The sequence below is a fragment of the Streptomyces sp. NPDC001732 genome (assembly GCF_053596315.1).
The window spans coordinates 300,890-317,070 of sequence record NZ_JBSFFY010000003.1 but is presented as its reverse complement, the minus strand read 5'-3'; the positions used below and the strand labels follow the sequence as shown (position 1 = coordinate 317,070).

18 protein-coding genes and 3 pseudogenes are annotated in these 16,181 nt (G+C 69.0%); 12 read left to right on the top strand and 9 right to left on the bottom strand.

The features are described from left to right. Window positions 1–256: 256 nt before the first annotated feature. A complete protein-coding gene (locus ACWCXX_RS06460) occupies window positions 257–1,555 on the top strand; it encodes a DUF6986 family protein (RefSeq protein WP_451124923.1) in 1,299 nt (432 codons plus the stop codon). A 27-nt stretch (window positions 1,556–1,582) separates the two neighbouring features. On the opposite strand, the gene ACWCXX_RS06455 is transcribed toward ACWCXX_RS06460, so the two are convergent. Continuing rightward, window positions 1,583–2,611, bottom strand: a complete 1,029-nt coding sequence (locus tag ACWCXX_RS06455) for a LacI family DNA-binding transcriptional regulator (protein ID WP_451124937.1) — start codon at window positions 2,609–2,611, stop codon at window positions 1,583–1,585. Window positions 2,612–2,868: 257 nt separating this feature from the next. Here ACWCXX_RS06455 and ACWCXX_RS06450 point away from each other — a divergent pair, with 257 nt between their 5' ends. Then, window positions 2,869–3,858, top strand: coding sequence for an ROK family protein (locus ACWCXX_RS06450; protein WP_451124921.1), 990 nt, complete (start codon window positions 2,869–2,871; stop codon window positions 3,856–3,858). Between the two features lie 313 nt (window positions 3,859–4,171). Then, window positions 4,172–4,279, top strand: a pseudogene (locus ACWCXX_RS06445) (carbohydrate ABC transporter permease); the annotation flags it as partial. Between the two features lie 41 nt (window positions 4,280–4,320). Here ACWCXX_RS06445 and ACWCXX_RS06440 read toward each other — a convergent pair. Then, window positions 4,321–4,731, bottom strand: coding sequence for an excalibur calcium-binding domain-containing protein (locus ACWCXX_RS06440; protein ID WP_451124919.1), 411 nt, complete (start codon window positions 4,729–4,731; stop codon window positions 4,321–4,323). A 1,191-nt stretch (window positions 4,732–5,922) separates the two neighbouring features. On the opposite strand from ACWCXX_RS06440, the gene ACWCXX_RS06435 reads away from it, so the two are divergent. Beyond that, window positions 5,923–6,162: a helix-turn-helix domain-containing protein gene (locus ACWCXX_RS06435; protein WP_451124917.1), complete on the top strand. Its 240-nt coding sequence runs from the start codon at window positions 5,923–5,925 to the stop codon at window positions 6,160–6,162. A gap of 247 nt (window positions 6,163–6,409) precedes the next feature. Here the strand turns inward: ACWCXX_RS06435 and ACWCXX_RS06430 are convergent, their stop codons facing one another. Next, window positions 6,410–6,559 carry a hypothetical protein gene (locus ACWCXX_RS06430; RefSeq protein ID WP_451124915.1) on the bottom strand — a complete coding sequence of 50 codons (150 nt, stop codon included), beginning with the start codon at window positions 6,557–6,559 and terminating at the stop codon, window positions 6,410–6,412. A gap of 288 nt (window positions 6,560–6,847) precedes the next feature. Between ACWCXX_RS06430 and ACWCXX_RS06425 the strand changes: the two genes are divergently transcribed. The 6 genes from ACWCXX_RS06425 to ACWCXX_RS06400 all read left to right on the top strand — a co-directional run bounded on the left by ACWCXX_RS06425 (window position 6,848) and on the right by ACWCXX_RS06400 (window position 12,404). Beyond that, the gene (locus ACWCXX_RS06425) at window positions 6,848–8,062 is read left to right on the top strand and encodes a helix-turn-helix domain-containing protein (protein ID WP_451124913.1); all 1,215 of its coding nucleotides are present in this window, start codon (window positions 6,848–6,850) and stop codon (window positions 8,060–8,062) included. Then, complete coding sequence (locus ACWCXX_RS06420; RefSeq protein ID WP_451124911.1) at window positions 8,059–8,607, top strand: flavoprotein; 549 nt, start codon at window positions 8,059–8,061, stop codon at window positions 8,605–8,607. The genes ACWCXX_RS06425 and ACWCXX_RS06420 overlap by 4 nt, the downstream gene beginning before the upstream one ends. A 54-nt stretch (window positions 8,608–8,661) precedes the next feature. Further along, entirely contained in the window at window positions 8,662–8,862 is a 201-nt protein-coding gene (locus ACWCXX_RS06415) for a hypothetical protein (protein WP_451124909.1), read from the top strand. A gap of 153 nt (window positions 8,863–9,015) precedes the next feature. Beyond that, window positions 9,016–9,564, top strand: coding sequence for a hypothetical protein (locus tag ACWCXX_RS06410; protein WP_451124907.1), 549 nt, complete (start codon window positions 9,016–9,018; stop codon window positions 9,562–9,564). 57 nt (window positions 9,565–9,621) lie between these two features. Next, on the top strand, window positions 9,622–10,515 hold the full coding sequence (locus ACWCXX_RS06405; protein ID WP_451124905.1) for an IS982 family transposase: 894 nt from the start codon (window positions 9,622–9,624) through the stop codon (window positions 10,513–10,515). Between the two features lie 725 nt (window positions 10,516–11,240). Further along, on the top strand, window positions 11,241–12,404 hold the full coding sequence (locus ACWCXX_RS06400) for a serine hydrolase domain-containing protein (protein WP_451124903.1): 1,164 nt from the start codon (window positions 11,241–11,243) through the stop codon (window positions 12,402–12,404). A 224-nt stretch (window positions 12,405–12,628) separates the two neighbouring features. Here the strand turns inward: ACWCXX_RS06400 and ACWCXX_RS06395 are convergent. From ACWCXX_RS06395 to ACWCXX_RS06385, 3 genes and pseudogenes are all read right to left on the bottom strand, one after another. Continuing rightward, window positions 12,629–12,748: pseudogene (locus ACWCXX_RS06395) on the bottom strand (IS6 family transposase); the annotation flags it as partial. Then, the gene (locus ACWCXX_RS06390) at window positions 12,739–13,074 is read right to left on the bottom strand and encodes a hypothetical protein (RefSeq protein WP_451124901.1); all 336 of its coding nucleotides are present in this window, start codon (window positions 13,072–13,074) and stop codon (window positions 12,739–12,741) included. The gene ACWCXX_RS06390 and the pseudogene ACWCXX_RS06395, both read right to left, overlap by 10 nt. 9 nt (window positions 13,075–13,083) lie before the next feature. Further along, window positions 13,084–13,614, bottom strand: coding sequence for a hypothetical protein (locus ACWCXX_RS06385; RefSeq protein ID WP_451124899.1), 531 nt, complete (start codon window positions 13,612–13,614; stop codon window positions 13,084–13,086). A gap of 62 nt (window positions 13,615–13,676) precedes the next feature. Between ACWCXX_RS06385 and ACWCXX_RS06380 the strand changes: the two genes are divergently transcribed. Continuing rightward, on the top strand, window positions 13,677–13,817 hold the full coding sequence (locus ACWCXX_RS06380) for a hypothetical protein (RefSeq protein WP_451124897.1): 141 nt from the start codon (window positions 13,677–13,679) through the stop codon (window positions 13,815–13,817). A 525-nt stretch (window positions 13,818–14,342) separates the two neighbouring features. Next, a complete protein-coding gene (locus tag ACWCXX_RS06375) occupies window positions 14,343–15,119 on the top strand; it encodes a hypothetical protein (RefSeq protein ID WP_451124895.1) in 777 nt (258 codons plus the stop codon). 54 nt (window positions 15,120–15,173) lie between these two features. Here the strand turns inward: ACWCXX_RS06375 and ACWCXX_RS06370 are convergent, their stop codons facing one another. The 3 genes and pseudogenes from ACWCXX_RS06370 to ACWCXX_RS06360 form a co-directional block, all read right to left on the bottom strand. Further along, window positions 15,174–15,428, bottom strand: a complete 255-nt coding sequence (locus tag ACWCXX_RS06370; RefSeq protein ID WP_451124893.1) for a hypothetical protein — start codon at window positions 15,426–15,428, stop codon at window positions 15,174–15,176. Further along, the gene (locus tag ACWCXX_RS06365) at window positions 15,425–15,658 is read right to left on the bottom strand and encodes a holin (RefSeq protein ID WP_451124891.1); all 234 of its coding nucleotides are present in this window, start codon (window positions 15,656–15,658) and stop codon (window positions 15,425–15,427) included. Before ACWCXX_RS06365 ends, ACWCXX_RS06370 begins: the two co-directional genes overlap by 4 nt. Further along, a pseudogene (locus ACWCXX_RS06360) lies at window positions 15,655–16,176 on the bottom strand (N-acetylmuramoyl-L-alanine amidase); the annotation flags it as partial. The pseudogene ACWCXX_RS06360 and the gene ACWCXX_RS06365, both read right to left, overlap by 4 nt. Window positions 16,177–16,181 lie beyond the last annotated feature (5 nt).

The window sequence follows — 16,181 nt, the reverse complement described above, 5'->3', positions numbered from 1 at the left end:
TCTTCGACCTCGTCGACTACGGCGTCGTGGGCGACCTCTTCCAGGTCGTCCCCCAGCTCACCGAGGAAGTCAACACCCGCAAGGGCTGACCCCCGGCAGAGAATCCTGACGGCCCGGGGCCGCGCGGTGTGTTCCCGCCGCGCGGCCCCGGGCCGTTTCCGGTCACCATTGACGCGGATACGGCCGCCTTATAACTTCACTATACGGATTGTTGATTCCAGGAAGCGGAAACAACGTGACTGTGGAGGGTGTGGAAATGGGTCAGCAGGAGAAGGTGGCAACGAGCCTCGCCGGTACGGTCAGCGAGGAGATCAGCGCTTCCCTCACCGCGGTCGACGCCGAGCTCGCCCGCCGCTACCCGGGAGACCCCGGCACGCGTCAGCCGATCCACACGGTCTACGTCCCCGGCGACACGTTCGCCGCGGGCACCATCCGCTCCTGGGGCGACCGGGCGCTGGAGGCGCTCGACGAACACGCCCCCGACGCCGCCTCGTTCGCGGCCGTCCTCGGCATTCCGGACGAGCTCGCCGGGCCCGTCCACGACCGGGTGCGCGCCAAGCTGGAGCGCGAGCCGGTCGAGGACCTGCGCATCGACTTCGAGGACGGCTACGGACCCCGCCCCGACGCCGAGGAGGACGAGGCCGCGGCCCGCGCCGCCCGGCTGGTCTCGGAGGCGTACGCGAACGGCACGGCGGCCCCGTACATGGGCATCCGGATGAAGTGCATGGAGGCCGCCGTGCGCGACCGGGGCATCCGCACCACGGACGTCTTCCTCACCGGTCTCGTGCGGGCCGGCGGCCTGCCCGACGGGCTGGTCCTCACCCTCCCCAAGGTGACGTACCCGGAACAGGTCACCGCCTTCGTCCGGCTCCTGGAGGCGTTCGAGGAGACCCACGGCCTGCCCGCCGGACGGCTCGGCTTCGAGATCCAGATCGAGACCAGCCAGTCCATCCTCGCCGCCGACGGCACCGCCGCCGTCGCCCGCATGATCGACGCCGCCCGGGGCCGGGCCACCGGCCTGCACTACGGCACCTTCGACTACAGCGCCTGCGTCGGCGTCAGCGCCGCCTACCAGGCCAGCGACCACCCCGCCGCCGACCACGCCAAGGCCGTCATGCAGGTGGCCGCGGCGGGCACCGGCGTACGGGTCTGCGACGGCTCCACCAACGTCCTCCCGGTCGGCCCCACCCCCCGGGTCCACGAAGCATGGCGGCTCCACTACGGGCTCACCCGCCGCGCGCTGGCCCGCGCCTACTACCAGGGCTGGGACATGCACCCGGGCCACCTGCCGACCCGTTACGCGGCCGTCTACACCTTCTACCGCGAGGGCCTGGAGCAGGCCGCGGCCCGCCTCGCCGCGTACGTCGCCAAGGCCGGCGGCGACGTCATGGACGAACCCGCCACGGCCAAGGCACTCAGCGGCTACCTCCTGCGCGGCATCGACTGCGGCGCCCTGGACACCGCGGAGGTGGCCCATCTGACCGGGCTGACCCGGGCTGACCTGGACGCGTTCGCGTCGCCGCGACGGGCCGGGCTCACGGTGACCGCGCCGTAACGGCCGACCGCCGGGAAGCCGTGCGGCTCAGGCGGGCGGCAGTTCGCCCGAGCCGCGCGCGACGAGCCTCGTGGGGAGCTCCACGCGGGCCGGGGCGTGATCGGCGCCGTCCAGCCGGCGGAAGAGGTGTTCGGCGGCGGTGCGGCCCACGGCGGCGGCGTCCTGGGAGACGACGGTGATGCCGAGCAGGTCGGCTAGCTCGATGTCGTCGAAGCCGACCAGGGCGATGCGGTGCTCCTGCTCCGCGAGGACGCGTACCGCCGTCACCGTCACCCGGTTGTTGCCCGCGAAGATCGCGGTGACGGGCTCGGGGCCGGAGAGCATCCCCTCGACGGCGGCCCGGACCCGGTCGGGTTCGGTGGAGCCGAGGGAGACCCAGGAGTCCGCGACCTCCGTCCCGGCGTCCGCCATCGCCGCGTGGTAGCCGCGCAGCCGCTCGGTGGCCGTGTGGATGCGCGGCTGGTCCCCGATGAACCCGATCCGCCGGTGCCCGTGCGCGATCAGGTGCGCGACGCCCTCGCGGGCACCGCCGAAACTGTCGGAGAGAACCGTGTCGGCGTCGATCCGGCCCGCCGGGCGGTCCACGAAGACGGTGGCGACGCCCGCCCTGATCTCCGGTTCCAGATAACGGTGGTCGTCACCGGCCGGGATCACGATCAGCCCGTCCACCCGGCGGGCGCACAGCGCGAGCACGAGCTCCTGCTCGCGCTCCGGGTCCTCGGCGCTCGACCCGTTGATGAGCAGGGCGCCGTGGGCTCGGGCGACCTCCTCCACCGCGCGGCTCAGCGGACCGTAGAAGGGGTCGGCGAGGTCCTCCAGGACCAGGCCGATCGAGGCGGTGCGGCCCTTGCGCAGGACGCGCGCGCTGTCGTTGCGGCGGAAGCCGAGCGCCTCGATGGCCTCCTGGACCCGGCGCTCGGTGTCGGCCGTGACCCCCGGCTCGCTGTTGACCACGCGGGAGACCGTCTTGAGGCCCACTCCGGCCCGTGCGGCCACGTCCTTCATGGTCGGCCGGTTGCCGTAACGGGGCTCGGAGTGACGGGCGGTCTCGGCCACGGTGCGCTGTCCTGTTCTCGGAGGCGGGCGGCCCGGCGGGTCCGTGGGCGTCGCCATGGGGCCGACCGGAGGCTGTGCCGTCGAGCATAGGCCCTGGACAACGTTGTCAGCGGAATGGAGACTGGGCAGACCGATTCCTGGACCCAGGGTCTTCCGTTCGGGTCGGGCCGCATCGGTGCGCGTGCCGGGCCCCGCGAGCCCGGCGCGACCCGCACGAGAGGCCCCGGGTCCCGCCGCCTACTCACGGAGCCTCACCGATGCATACCGACCTCGTCGCCGCGCTGGACATCGGCGGCACCAAGATCGCCGCCGCATTGGTGGACGGCGACGGCGGGTTGCTCGTGCGGGCGCAGCGGCCGACCCCTGCCCGGGAGGGCGCCGAGAGGGTGATGGCGGCTGTGGAGGAGGTCCTCGCCGAGGTCTCCGCCTCCCCGGCGTGGGAGCGGGTGGCGGCCGTCGGGATCGGCAGCGCGGGCCCGGTGGACGCGTCGGCCGGTACGGTCAGCCCCGTCAACGTCCCGGCCTGGCGCGACTTCCCGCTGGTGGAGAGGGTCGGCAAGGCGGCGGGCGGACTGCCCGTCGAACTGGTCGGCGACGGGGTCGCGATGACGGCTGCCGAGCACTGGCTGGGCGCCGCTAGGGACCATGACAACGCACTCTGCATGGTCGTGTCCACGGGGGTCGGCGGCGGGCTGGTCCTCGGGGGCAGGCTCCATCCCGGCCCGACGGGCAACGCCGGGCACATCGGCCATCTCAGTGTGGACCTGGACGGCGACCCGTGTCCGTGCGGTTCGCGCGGTTGCGTCGAACGCATCGCCAGCGGCCCGAACATCGCCCGCCGGGCGCGGGAGGCCGGCTGGCGGCCCGGCCCGGACGGCGACGCCTCGGCCGCCGCGGTGGCCGCCGCGGCGCGCGCCGGGGACCCGGTCGCCGTCGCGTCGTTCGAGCGCGCCGCACAGGCCCTGGCCGCCGGAATCGCGGCCACCGCCACGCTCGTCGAGATCGACATCGCGGTGATCGGCGGGGGAGTGGCCGGTGCGGGCGACATCCTCTTCGGCCCGCTGCGCCGCGCCCTGCGCCAGTACGCCACGCTCTCCTTCGTCCAGCAGCTCACGGTGGCCCCGGCGGTGATGGGCGCCGACGCGGGGCTGGTGGGCGCCGCCGCGGCGGCGATGCGGGCGGGCGCGGGCGGGGCCGTGGCCGCCGAGGCTGACGGTCCCTCAGAGCTGACGGATGCCCGGGGCTGACGGGTATCCGGGCCCGGCGGACGCCGTCCTGCGGGCCTGCGGCCGGGCGGCGGCACGGGGCGTGCCCGGCGTGCGGTTGCGTCACAACGTGTTGGGCTCCGATGGAAGAGGAGCGACAGAAGTTGTCTGCCACTTCGTCAAAACTCTTGGTGACGCCATGACTTGGGAGTGACATCCCAACGCGCGTCCGGTTGTGTCGGATTGCGTGTCCGAAGGAGCTGGACATGACGCAGACCGACGGTGGTGGGTGGGCACGCGCAACTGCACGACCTTCTTCACCGAGTACCCGCAGTTCTGGGCCGTGGCCCGGAACAACCTGCTCGCCGCGGGCTCGGTGATCGTCGCCCTGCCCACGGTCGTGGTCTTCCTGCTGCTCCAGCGCCACTTCATCGCGGGCCTCACCCTGGGGGCCGGCAAGGGACAGCCGCCGGCCCCCAGGACGAGGCCCGCCCCGGGCGGCCGCTACTCGCAGCCGACCCCGTCCCCGTCCCGGTCGAGATGGCGACCGTAGCCGGGCTGGCCCACGCGGATGGGGTCGGCGCCGGCCGCGCGCACGGCGCTGCAGTTGGCGTAGTACGTGCTGCTGCCGCCGCCCCCGCCCGATCCGGACCCGCCGGAGGTCCCGTCGTCCTCGGCCTCGGGCGGGACGGTCACCCGGACGGTCCGGGTCTTCGTGACGGTCGGCGCCGGCTCCGGGCTCGCGGTCACCGTCTCGGTGACCGACGGTGCCGGGGTGGCCGTCACCGTGGCCGTCGCGGTCACCGTGGCGGACGGTGCGGCCTTCGCGTCCGCGGTCTTCTCCGTCCTGGCGGGATCATCGGCGCCGCCGATGCCCACGCCCATGAAGAACAGGACGACGGCGACCGGGATCATGATCCGCTTCCGTGCCCACTTCGGACGGCGATCCGGTGAAGCGGGCGGCCCGTAAGGGGTGTTGGCGGGTGGCTGAGGCGGATGCCCCCACGGCGGCTGCTGACTTCGAGACATATGTCCCCCCTGGTACGGCTCATGGAGGGATGAACGTAACTGCCCCGCCGAACACCAAGGAGTCACATGTTCCGTTGGTGATTCAGTTGTGATGAAAAGGCGGAAGGTTGGTGCCCGAGTGGTGGTCGCGGCACCAGTCGGCATGTGCGCCGCTGCCCGGTGCCAGGCTTGCCGCACCCGGTCGGGCGGGGACGTTTCCCGCCCTTGTCTCTGCTTCGACTCCCTTTGTGCGCCCCCGTACCGGCCGCGGGCCCGGCCGGAGCCGCGGTGCGGGGCGCGGGCGGAGCCGCGGTGCGGGGCGCGGGCGGCGGGTGGCCGTCGGGTCCGTTCGGGCCACAGACGTCGCCACGGCCTGGTTTTCGCGGCAGGGTGTTGCGGGCAAGCCACGGGGGGCTACGGAAGAGGGGGAGCCGTGATCGTCTGGATCAACGGTGCAGCCCGGGAAGCTACTGGTCAGCGGCTTACCTGCTGGAACTCCTTGCGGGTATCTAAGGGCTGTCCCGTAATCCCCGGCGGGCGCGCGACGACAGCTACGGCACCTCGCTGCGTTGTCGGAACGTCCGAATACATCCAGTATGCGGACGCCCTTCCGCCTTGCGATGCACCGCATCTGACGCCGCGCGCTGATCCACCGGGGATTACGGGACAGTCCTTAGCCTCAGTTAGCTTGGGCTAGCCTCACTTGGCCTTGGTGAGCAAGATCTTTCTCCCATCTGTCTCCCATGGGAAAAGGGGCGACCCCCAGCGCCACCAGCGCTGGGGGTCGCTCTCATTGGCCGGGGCGGGGTATCCACCCGGGGAGGTGGATTAAATCCTGCCCTAGCAGTCCTGGGTGGTCCGCCGCTGAGGGGCGCTTGCGGTGGACGGATGGTCGGCCATGGGTGCGCGAAAAAGTGTCGAACGCGCATGCAATTCGATTCGATGCGAGGCATTCGGTCACGCGCGGATTGGTTTTAGCTACAAACCGTTTGGTACTTCCCGGAAGCGTATCCGCGCCAAGCGGAAATGGCTGCAAGATCACATATTTTGCGGTTGACCGTAAAGACAAAACGATCATGCTGCGGTGACCGTGGTCGAGTGCACCACCAGCTCATGCCGCCCGAGCGCGTCATCGCCAGGCGCCGGGCCATCGGCGAGCAGCTCCGCGCTGCCCGCCTCTGGGCAAACCTGTCGCAGGAAGAAGTCGCGCTCCGGGCCGGCATCACGCTCGGCCTGTACAACCGCATCGAGCAAGGCCACGCCGCAGCACGCATCGACACCCTCATCCGCATCGCCGATGCGATCGGTGTGCCGCTCGCCGACCTCGTGCGCGAGTAGCCCCGGCCGGCCGACGGGGGACGGCGCGACCGGGGCGGCTGGGCCCGTTCGTGACTGGCCGGCGCGATGCAGCCACGAACGGGAGATCAGTACCGGCGGCGCACCGGATACGGCGTCGGCCGGTGCGCGACGGGCAGCGAGCACGGCTCCTTGTGACCGTGGAGTGTGGAGCCGGGCCCAGTTGCGCCAGGCACGTCGTACGTCTTCGATTCCCCCGGGGCAATGGGGTGCTGGCAGCAGTCGCACGTCATCGGCGGGCCTCCCGCCGGGCCCGGCCGAGACGGACCGCGGTGACACAGTTGCGCCCCGCACGGCAGGCCGCACAGCTGTAGGTGTGGCCGCGCAGGGTGCGGTACGCGTCGTCGGGCGAGCCGACCGATTTCGTCAGAGTGATCACTGGTGGCCTTTCCAGCAGGTTGGACAGCAGCGGGGAAACCACAGGGCCGAGGACCCATGCGCGTCGATCGGGCGGGGACCGAGGTCGTGGGCTCGTCCGTTGAGCAGGGGGGCGCCGCAGAAGCAGCAGTTCGCGCCACGCTGCTGGTCCGTCAGCCCGTCTACTGGTGGCAGGTCCCTTACTGGCATGGCGTCCCCGGAATGTTGGCGATCTGCTGTGACTGCAAGGTAGAGCGGGGTAGAACAGGTGTGGGCACGCAAAATGCGTGCCCTGCTCGGGGAGTGCTCCATGGAGACTGGATGCATCGGCCGCTGCATCGCCTACTGGCGGGGGTTCCGCGGCTTCACGCAGGCGGACTTCGGTCGCCTCATGGGGCAAACCCGCAGGTGGGTGCAGGATCTGGAGGGCGGGCAGCGCCAGCAGGACCCGCGCTTATCTGTACTGGTGCGCGCGGCCGAGGTCCTGCGCATCCCCCTGGAGCAACTTCTGATGGACGGGCCTCCCGAGCCGCCCCCGGCAACCACGCCACCTGTCGAAGCGCTTGCCGTCATCGATGTCCTGTACCGCGACGACAGCGAAGACGGGGATCCCCCGCCGCTCGCGGAACTGCGACGTCGACTCACCTACTGCTGCGAGGCGTTCCAGGCCTGCCGCTATGGGGCGCTCGGCCGCGACCTGCCCATGTTGATCGTCGGATCCAGGCGATCCGCCGCGCGGGCTGGCGCTGAGGCCAGCGAGGCTCACGCCCTGCTGTCGCGAGTCCTTCAGCTGACAGCCTCGTTCCTCCATAAGTACGGCCCGGCAACGGCGGTACAGGCGGCAGTGGTCGCCGACCGGGCCCTGGCCGCAGCAGAGCGGTCTGGCGACCCGGTCGCGATCGGTGCGGCGTCGAGACGGGTAGCGAAGTCGCTCATCTACCAACAACAGCCCCGAACAGCCGTGGAATTCGCAACGGGAGCGGCGCGGCGTCTGTCCACGGAGCTGGAGGCCAGCGGACCGCTGGGGCTCTCGACGCTCGGCATGCTGTACCTGCCCGCGGCGGTCGCGGCCTCCTCTCTGGGCCGGTCGACGGCTGCGGTGCGCCAGGCAGGTGAACACGTGGACCAGGCCGCCGAGGTGGCTGACCAGCAAGGCGCCGACCTCGACGAGGACTACACCATGTTCGGCCCCACCAACGTCGAGCTGCACCGAGTGGATGTGCTGACCAGGCTCGATGACGCAGGGGCGGCGCTCAAAGCCGCAGACGATCTGGAGGACGAAGCACTGTACGGGCTGTCGAAGGAGCGGCAGGCACAGCACCTCATCACGATGGCACGCGCTCAGCTCTTGACACGGCGGAAGGAGACTGCTGCCGAATCACTGATCGAAGCGGCTCGGCTGGCTCCGGAAGAGGTTATCGGCCGACAGTCCACAATCGACCTTGTCGCCGATGTGGTCGGAGCGACCCCCGTGCCCGGCAGAGACTTGCGCCGTCTCGCCGAGCGGTGTGGACTCCCCGCATGACGAAGCGAGTTCTCTACCTCATCGCCTGCGCGGCCGGCCCGACCGAGTACGTCGACGAAGGCGTCCGGCAAGCGCAGGCCCGGGGGTGGGATACCTGCCTCATCCTGACCCCGTCCGCTGCTCGATGGTGGGAGCCGCGCCTTGCTGAGCTGGAGGAGCTGACCGGGTATCGAGTCCGTTCGCAGTACAAGCTGCCGGGGGACCAGGACGCTCTGCCAAAGGCGGACGCCATGCTCGTTGCCCCGCTGTCCTGCACGAGCTTGAACAAGTGGGGCAACGGGATAGCGGACACGGTCGCGCTGGGCCTGGTCTCCGAGGGGGTCCATCTCGGAGTTCCGGTAGTGGCCATGCCGTACTTCAACCAAGCCCAAGCCGTGCAACCAGCCGTGGCCCGCAGCATTGCAGACCTGCGGGCGCAAGGAGTGCTGTACCTCGACGGACCGGACGGGTACAAGTCACACCCTCCGAAGCAAGGAAATCCGCAGGCGTACCCCTGGCATCTTGCTCTCGATGGGGTTGGCGCCATTGCTGGCCTCACTTTGTAGCCACGTCGAGAGGGAACTCGGGACGCCTGGATTCAGCCAGTAGGATCCGGCCACGTGGCAATCGAACTGACTGATGAGCTGATCGAGCTGGAGCGCGCGGCCTGGGCCGAGCAGCAGGAGCACCGCCTGACGGTCGAGACCGCGCCCCGAGTGCAGGCGGCGATCACCGCACACGCTGAGGCAACCGGGCAGAACCGGTACGAAGTCGAGGCCGCACTGAAGCGGGCCGTCCGGCACCCTGCCGAGATGTCCTAGACGAGTTATTCCCAATGCTGGCGTATGGCCTGGCGCTCTCTCGGTCATCACTCGCTTTGAGGCAGTCATCCGCTGTCTTGTCTTGGTCCGCTGAGCTGAGGAAGTGTCCGGCAACTACTGCTCCGGTTCTGTGCGATCGCTAGCATCCACGACATGATCAGTGATGCAATGGCCGAGCTGCGTCTTCGGGATTCACCGACGATCGAGCACATCGACTTCGCGGCCCTCGATGGATACCGCTTCGCCGATGGTGAGGGATTCCCCGCTTCCTATCGTGCGTTCGTTCGCCACGCGGGGTGGGGACGCGCCTTCGGACTGTGGTTGGTTTACCCGCCGGTCCGCCCGGGATACGCCGACGGCTTGCACGGTCGGGGCGCCCAGCCCACGAGGCGTTTCCGCGCGAGCTATCGAGACGGAGAGAGCGAAGCATTCGACTGGATGGTGGAACCGGACGGCAACTGGTCCCTGGCTGCCACCCTGGAAGTCTTCGCGTGGAGCGAGAACGGCGATGCCCTGCTGTGGAACAGCGCGTCACGCAACACGGACGGGGAGTTCCCCATCTGGGAGTCACGCGGTCTCGACTCCCTGCATTACCTCGGCGCAGACCTCCACGCGGCGCTACCGCTGGTGCGCGATCGATCCATCGGCTTTTTCGGGCCCCGCCCGTTCGATGTGGAACCGCTTCCCGCCACCCGCCTCTGAACGGGCTTCTGCTGATGGTGTGTCCGGGAACGCAGGCAGGGCGCCCAAGATCGTTCTGTGACAAGCGACCTGGACACCCTGCTCACCGCACTGTACGTGAAGATCGACGACGAGATCGGAGATGCCCGATGGCTGGGCCGCCCGCCACAGTTGACGGACTCCGAACTCGTCTGCCTCGCCGTCGCCCAGGCGATGCTGGGCTTCACCTCGGAGGCAAGGTGGCTACGATTCGTCCGCTCCCGCCTGGGCGCGATGTTCCCGTACATACCGAAGCAGCCAGGGTGGAACAAGCGGCTGCGGGCCGCGCTGCCGCTGATCAAGCGGGCGATACGGATCCTGGCGACGGACACCGACTTCTGGTTCGACAACCACTGGATCACCGACTCCACGCCGGTGGAGTGCGGCCGCTCGCGTCCGACGGTGAAGCGGTCGGACATGGCCGGCTGGGCCGGATACGGGTACTGCGCCTCGCACTCCCGGTTCTTTTGGGGCCTGCGCCTGTTCCTGATGTGCACCCCGACCGGGATGCCCATCCTGTGGGCACTGGCGAACCCGAAGCTGAACGAGCGGGAGGTGCTGTCGGCGATGCTGGACCGCGAACCACACCTGACCACGGACCGGCCGAACCTGCTGGTGATCGCGGACAAGGGCTTCGCCTCCAAGGAGTTCGAGGCCGATCTGGCCTTCCGGGGCGCGGAGTTGCTGCGTCCTTCCTTCAGGCGTGAGAAGAAGCGCAAGGGCGAGAGCCTCCTGAAGTCGGTGCGGCAGCTGATCGAGTCGGTCAACGACACCCTCAAAGGCCAGCTCGACCTGGAACAGCACGGTGGCCGGACCTTCGAAGGTGTCGCCGTCCGCGTCGCCCAACGCATCCTCGCGCTGGCCGCCGCGATCTGGCACAACCACAAGACCGGCCAGCCCGTCATACGATCCTTGATCGCTTATGACCACTGATCACATCGGAATGACTCATCTAGAAGCAATATCGGTGATTTAGGTGTTTTTCTGGTGCTTGCTGGTTGGTTTGGTGGGCGGGACCAGTGTGATTGCTGCTGCGGGTGGTCGGGGTGGGTTGCGGTGGTGGGTGTGTTTGAGGTGCCAGTTGGACATCTTGCGTTTGATGACACGGGGGTTGGAGCGTTGCCTGCGGGGTGGCAGGAGTCGTTCCAGCAGCTCACGGATGGTGTGGGTCAGGGCTCGGCTGAGTCGTGAGGGGGAAAGTGCCGCCTGGTCGGTGACGTGGCGGCGGGCAATGCGAGCCCGTCGGCCGGCCCTGGTCCGGGACCTCTTGAGTCCATCTGGATGCCGTCCACCGCGTGGGTGTGCCGGGTGTACGGGCCGAGGTGCGCGAGGCCGACCGGATAGGGCGCGGCGCGTCCGGGATCGCCGATGCGGATTCCTGAGGGAAGCCGCAGCACCAGCCCATCGACGACGCGCTGACGGCTGTGTACCGGGAAGCGACGCGCGGCAGATGAACGGCCCGGGTGAAGAGTGGCGCGCAGGACCCGGGCCCCGACCAGCGGGGCCAGAGCGCCGCGTGCTCGGCGGCGGCGCCCGGTCCCGGGGGGTAGCCCTACCTGGAGCCCGCCGGGTAGCGGGATCGTCCGGGGCGGTCGCATCCGGAAATGTGGGTTCCGGCACATACCGCTGTTTCCCATTGTTTGCAGAGGAGTTGGCTCGTGCGCGAGCAGGCATGCCAGAGGGTTCGTTCTTCCGGGCAGCGGCGGGGGCGCCGGCGCGGAGCCGCGGCCGCAATGGTCGTGGGAGTCTTGACGGTGGGTGTACTGGCATCGCCCGCGGTGTCCGCCCCCCCTGGGCCGGACACCGTCCAGCAGGGCCTGAACACGCTGCTGCACTCCGATGGCCTGCCCGCCGCACTGGCGAGCGTCACGGACCGTGCGGGGCATACCGGTACCTACACCGCAGGAGTCGGCGATCTGGCCACCGGCTCGAAGGTGCCCAGGGACGGGCAGGTGCGGATCGGCAGCAACACCAAGACGTTCACCGCGGTGGTCGTGCTGCAACTGGTCGGCGAAGGGAAGATCCGCCTCGACGCACCGGTCGACGCCTATCTGCCAGGGCTGGTACGCGGGGAGGGCATCGACGGACGCCGCATCACTGTCCGTCAGCTCCTCCAGCACACCAGCGGACTCCCCAATTACAGCAACTACCTCGGCGACGACGTCCGGTACTTCGCCCCCCGCGAGCTTCTCGGCATCGCTCTCCAGCACAAGGCCGACTTCGACCCCGGGGAGGGCTGGAAGTACAGCAACACGAACTACGTGCTGGCCGGGCTGATCGTCGAGAAGGTCACCCGCCACACTCTCGCCAGTGAGATGGACCGGCGCATCATCAAGCGCATCGGTCTGCACCACACCTACTTCCCGGCCCCGGGCGACGCCACCATCCGTGAGGCTCATCCCAAGGGCTACTACCGGGATTCGGCCGACGCGCCGTTGGTCGATGTCACGGAGATCGACCCCTCCTGGGGGTGGGCCGCAGGTCAGCTGGTCTCCACCGACTCCGATCTCAACCGGTTCTTCACCGCGCTCCTGTCCGGCGACCTCCTCCAGGAAGCCCAGCTCACCCAGATGCGCACCGGAACCCAACCCGCCGACGCCACTTTCGGCCCCGGCGCACGCTACGGACTGGGGCTCGTGAGCAAACCACTGCCGTGCGGCGGCCTCTACTGGGGCCATGGCGGCAGCTTCCCGGGATACGAGACCAGGGGAGGCGCCACCGACGACGGTCGCGCCGCCAACATCGCAGTGACCATGCAGTTGTCCGACGAGGCGGCCAGGAAGCGTGTCGACCATGTCGTGAACAGGGCCCTGTGCCGCTGAGCCACGCCTGACAGCGCTCCTGCGGCCACGCCTGACAGCGATCCGCCCGCACCGGCCTGCGGGGGCGCTCCCCGGCATCTCGTAATGCCCACCATGCGCGCACCGGCGGCGGCCGGTGCGCGGGCCGGTGCGCGTGCGCGTCAACGGCCGGCCGCAGGGCGCCCCGTCGTACGCGCGCGTCATCCCCTTCCTGTCCGGGTGAGGGCGTCCGCGGGCCCTGGCAGCAAGTGCGGCAACGAGACCGGGCGGTTCAGGCCCTTGGGCGAGCGGTGTTCGACCGACGGCATGGCGTCGCGGTCGGCGGCGCCGTAGGAGCGGAGCTTGTCCGTGACGATCACCCGGGGTACCGACCGGGTCGTGGTTCATCAGCGTTCGGGACGAGGACCTCGATGGTGCGGACGTTCCTCGCGAAATGGCCAGCGTCACTGTAGGCCCTGGCCAGGGTGTTGGGCGTGAGCTTCGCGTAATGGGTGGTTGCTTCTGGTGTCTGGTGACCGAGCCATTCCTGCAGCTCGAAGAGCGTCATCGGCTCCTTGGCGTTGTAGAGCTGATTGGCGATGGTGGACCGGGTCCGGTGGCTGGTGATGTTGCCGCGGATGTCTGCGGTGGGGACGCCGGCCTTGCGGCAGAGCATCGGGATGATCGTCGTGTTGATGTAGTGCTTGGCCACCCTGCGGGCTCAATGGGCGAATAGGGAGTCGGCGTGCTCGTTGGTCCTGCGGTCGAGCATGGGCGGCTGGCCCGACCTGACGGCCTGCCATGCCTCGATCGCCTGGCCGAGCAGTGGGTCGACGGGCTTGGTGAACGAGGTGCCTGTCTTGTGGGCGGGAACGTCCCGCAGGCAGACGGCATCGCGGGCGAGGACTTCGCCGGATTCGCCGGGGATGGGCAGGCCGTCGTGCTGCCAGCGGATGCAGCCCACCGGGAGCCGGGCTGTCTCGTCGCTGCGTTGGCCGGCGAACAGCCAGGTCAGTGTGATGGCGCGGATGAGTTCGACCGGATCGGTGCGGCCGTCCGCAGTCGGTAGATCGCCTGGCTCGACGGTCAGGCCAGCCCACAGCAGTTCGGCCCAGATGTCGTCGGCGATCACCCGCGAGTCCGGGCCCATGAGAGCACGAACACTCCGCGGTGCCCTCATGGCGTGGGCGGGGTCGAACCGGCGCGGGATCAACTCCCATTCGCGCAGGTCGCGGAAGAACGCGCGTGGCACCTTGAGGTATCGACACGGCAGCGGCGGAACTCGGCCCCTTGCTGCGCGATACCGCTCGTGTCGTGGAGACGTTGTGCCGACCTGAGCAGACCTACGTCTGCATGTGGTCGCACGGCCGCGACGCGCGCAAGCACCTGCATATCGCGGTCCAGCCGGTGACCACGGAGGTGCGGGCCCGCTACGGCGGGCTGCGCTCTGAGTAGCTCCAGGCTCGGATGCTGGCGGACGGTGACGAGCCGGACATCACGGATATCGAGCAGTTCTGCGAGCGGGCTCGCGAGCTGTTCCGAGCGATCACCGACAGCAGCATCGAAGACCGCAGCTGACCATCGGTGCCGGGCCGACGCCACGGCGCAGTCGGGCGAGCATACGCGAGGAAGCACCGCAGTCTTCTCCACCGCGCACCCTCAACGTGAGGTTGGAAAATGCTCACTGTCGTGGCGCGCTGCCGCCAGCACCGCTGAGAAACCAGCACGCCCACCAACCCGTCGGCCACCACATGCAACCGAAGACATAGGACTTGATCGTCTAGTAGTGACTGCGGCATAGCGGAAGGGGAGGATGCCCTGGCCCAGCCGCGCGCCAACATCACTTGGGGGCCCACCACAGGACAGCCCTCAAAGTTCGCTTTGACCTCTCCGGGGGTCCTTTGCAATCCTAGAAATACCTGCACCTCAGTTCGGCTTGAGGCGGTGAGAACGGTGTCAAAGAGACACTCTCCACGATGGATGGAGCACGATGGAGAGGTTGCCGAGTTCACCCCAGAGACGATCCTTCGGGACATTGAACGGCAGAAACGGCACCTGGATCGAGAGGGCGAACTCGACGCTGATACCGCGAACCAACTACTAGTCGATACCCGCGACGCGTATTTGAGCGCGGCCAGCACCTCCCTTGACCGCGCATTGACACGCACCAACATTTTGATCACTAGTGCTGCCGCCGTGACAACCGCGTACACAGCACTTCTGGGCTTGATCTACTCGGTCAAGGACAACAGGGCGGCACCCGCCATCGCCATGGTCCCGGTGATTTTCCTCGGAGCCTCAGTCGCCCTGGCCGTCGCGTACGCATCGTTCCTGTCAAGCCATTCATTCAAGAGCGGGGACTTTCTTCCAGTATCCAAAGATCCTGACGCCATGCGGCGACGGCTCGTGAATTTCCTTTTGTGGATCGACACTGGTGTATCCGCGCGAAGCTGGGCGCTTCGTGGAGCCGTTGTCAGTCTCGGGCTGGGGCTCGTAACGCTACCCTTCGGCGTTGTCGCTCCCCACGGTTCAGCGGCTGCCGCAGCGCTGAGCGGGGCTTTTGCTGCTGCTTGCGCTTTGACCGCTTGGATATCCGCAGCCTGGCGCTCCGAGAAGGCAGAGAGAGTGAAAGTGGAGAAGGAGAAGGAGAAGGAGGAGATCCCGATCCCGCAGTTGCCGCAGTTGCGACTTCCGCTACCCACCGCAAAGGCGCCGCACTCATTTCGAACGAACGCGGAACACAACCGAAGGTCGTGACCTCGAATTGCGTCGTATTCCCTGATGCTGCGCACGCGCTCGAGGGCTTCGTAATCAGCGAAGTAGCGCAACGAGACTGGTGACTGTCCCGGCGACACCCGTCACTGCGGCGATCGCTGGCAGCGGCCACCGCCCGCGCTCCAGGGCTGCGACCCGTTCTTGCAGGGCAGAGATGTCCGACTCGGCGGTGGCTGTCCGCTGCAGCGCGAGGTCGAGCCGCCCGTTCAGCTCGGCGAACCCGGTCCTGATCTCCCCGCGCATCTCGGCCAGCTCGACGGCGACACGATCGCTTCCCGGCGGCGGAGTCACTCCCGGTCCCTCACAATCTCGGTGAGCCCCGGTTCGCCGGTCCCGGCCGCGCTGATCGCGGTCAGCACCGCCAAGAGCGCAGCGCCGCCAGCGAGCGCGAGCGCCTGGCCCCAGTCCGCATCCAGGGCGTCTGCCGCGGTGAGCCCGAGGGCTGCGAGGAGAGTCTGCGCGGCCGTCCGCACAGCCCGCTCGGCGGTCGCGGCCCAGAACGCGCCGCTGAACACTGTCATGGCCCCACCTCGTCGGTGACAGCCCGGTCGATCGCGGCCTCCGTCGCCGTGACGATGGTCGCGGTGTCGGCGCCCTTGCCGAGCTGGCCGGCGAGGGCGGTGATCGCGGCGGTCTGGGCGGCCATCCGTTTGTCCATGGAGCGGATGCGGGCCTGCATGTCCTTCAGGATGGACTGCGGCTGCCACGTGGGGTTCGTCTGGTGGTCCGCCGCGTCCGTCGGGCCGCCGATCGCATCGGTCTTCCAGACGGCGTCGAAGATGTCGCGCTTGGTGATGCCTGCCCTGGGGTCCTCCTCGTTCGGGTTCCAGCTCGCGGGGTGCTTGAGGCGCTCGGCCACGTCGGAACGCAGCTTCGGCATGGTGAAACCACGGGGGTCGACCTTGTCGTTCGACCACTCCAGGTGGCCGATCACGGACTTCGCCGACCAGCCGTGCGCCCGGCACAACGCGGCCTGCACCCGGACGATCGCGTCGTACTGCGCCTTGGGCCAGGGGTCCTTGCCGTCGCCGAGGTTGACGCCGC

Bases quoted from the DNA above. Each gene is read 5' to 3' on its own strand.
- ACWCXX_RS06410 (WP_451124907.1), top strand. From the start codon at position 9,016: ATGATCAGTGATGCAATGGCCGAGCTGCGTCTTCGGGATTCACCGACG.
- ACWCXX_RS06440 (WP_451124919.1), bottom strand. From the start codon at position 4,731: ATGATCCCGGTCGCCGTCGTCCTGTTCTTCATGGGCGTGGGCATCGGC.
- ACWCXX_RS06365 (WP_451124891.1), bottom strand. From the start codon at position 15,658: ATGACAGTGTTCAGCGGCGCGTTCTGGGCCGCGACCGCCGAGCGGGCT.
- ACWCXX_RS06375 (WP_451124895.1), top strand. From the start codon at position 14,343: ATGGAGCACGATGGAGAGGTTGCCGAGTTCACCCCAGAGACGATCCTT.
- ACWCXX_RS06460 (WP_451124923.1), top strand. From the start codon at position 257: ATGGGTCAGCAGGAGAAGGTGGCAACGAGCCTCGCCGGTACGGTCAGC.
- ACWCXX_RS06425 (WP_451124913.1), top strand. From the start codon at position 6,848: ATGGAGACTGGATGCATCGGCCGCTGCATCGCCTACTGGCGGGGGTTC.
- ACWCXX_RS06420 (WP_451124911.1), top strand. From the start codon at position 8,059: ATGACGAAGCGAGTTCTCTACCTCATCGCCTGCGCGGCCGGCCCGACC.
- ACWCXX_RS06450 (WP_451124921.1), top strand. From the start codon at position 2,869: ATGCATACCGACCTCGTCGCCGCGCTGGACATCGGCGGCACCAAGATC.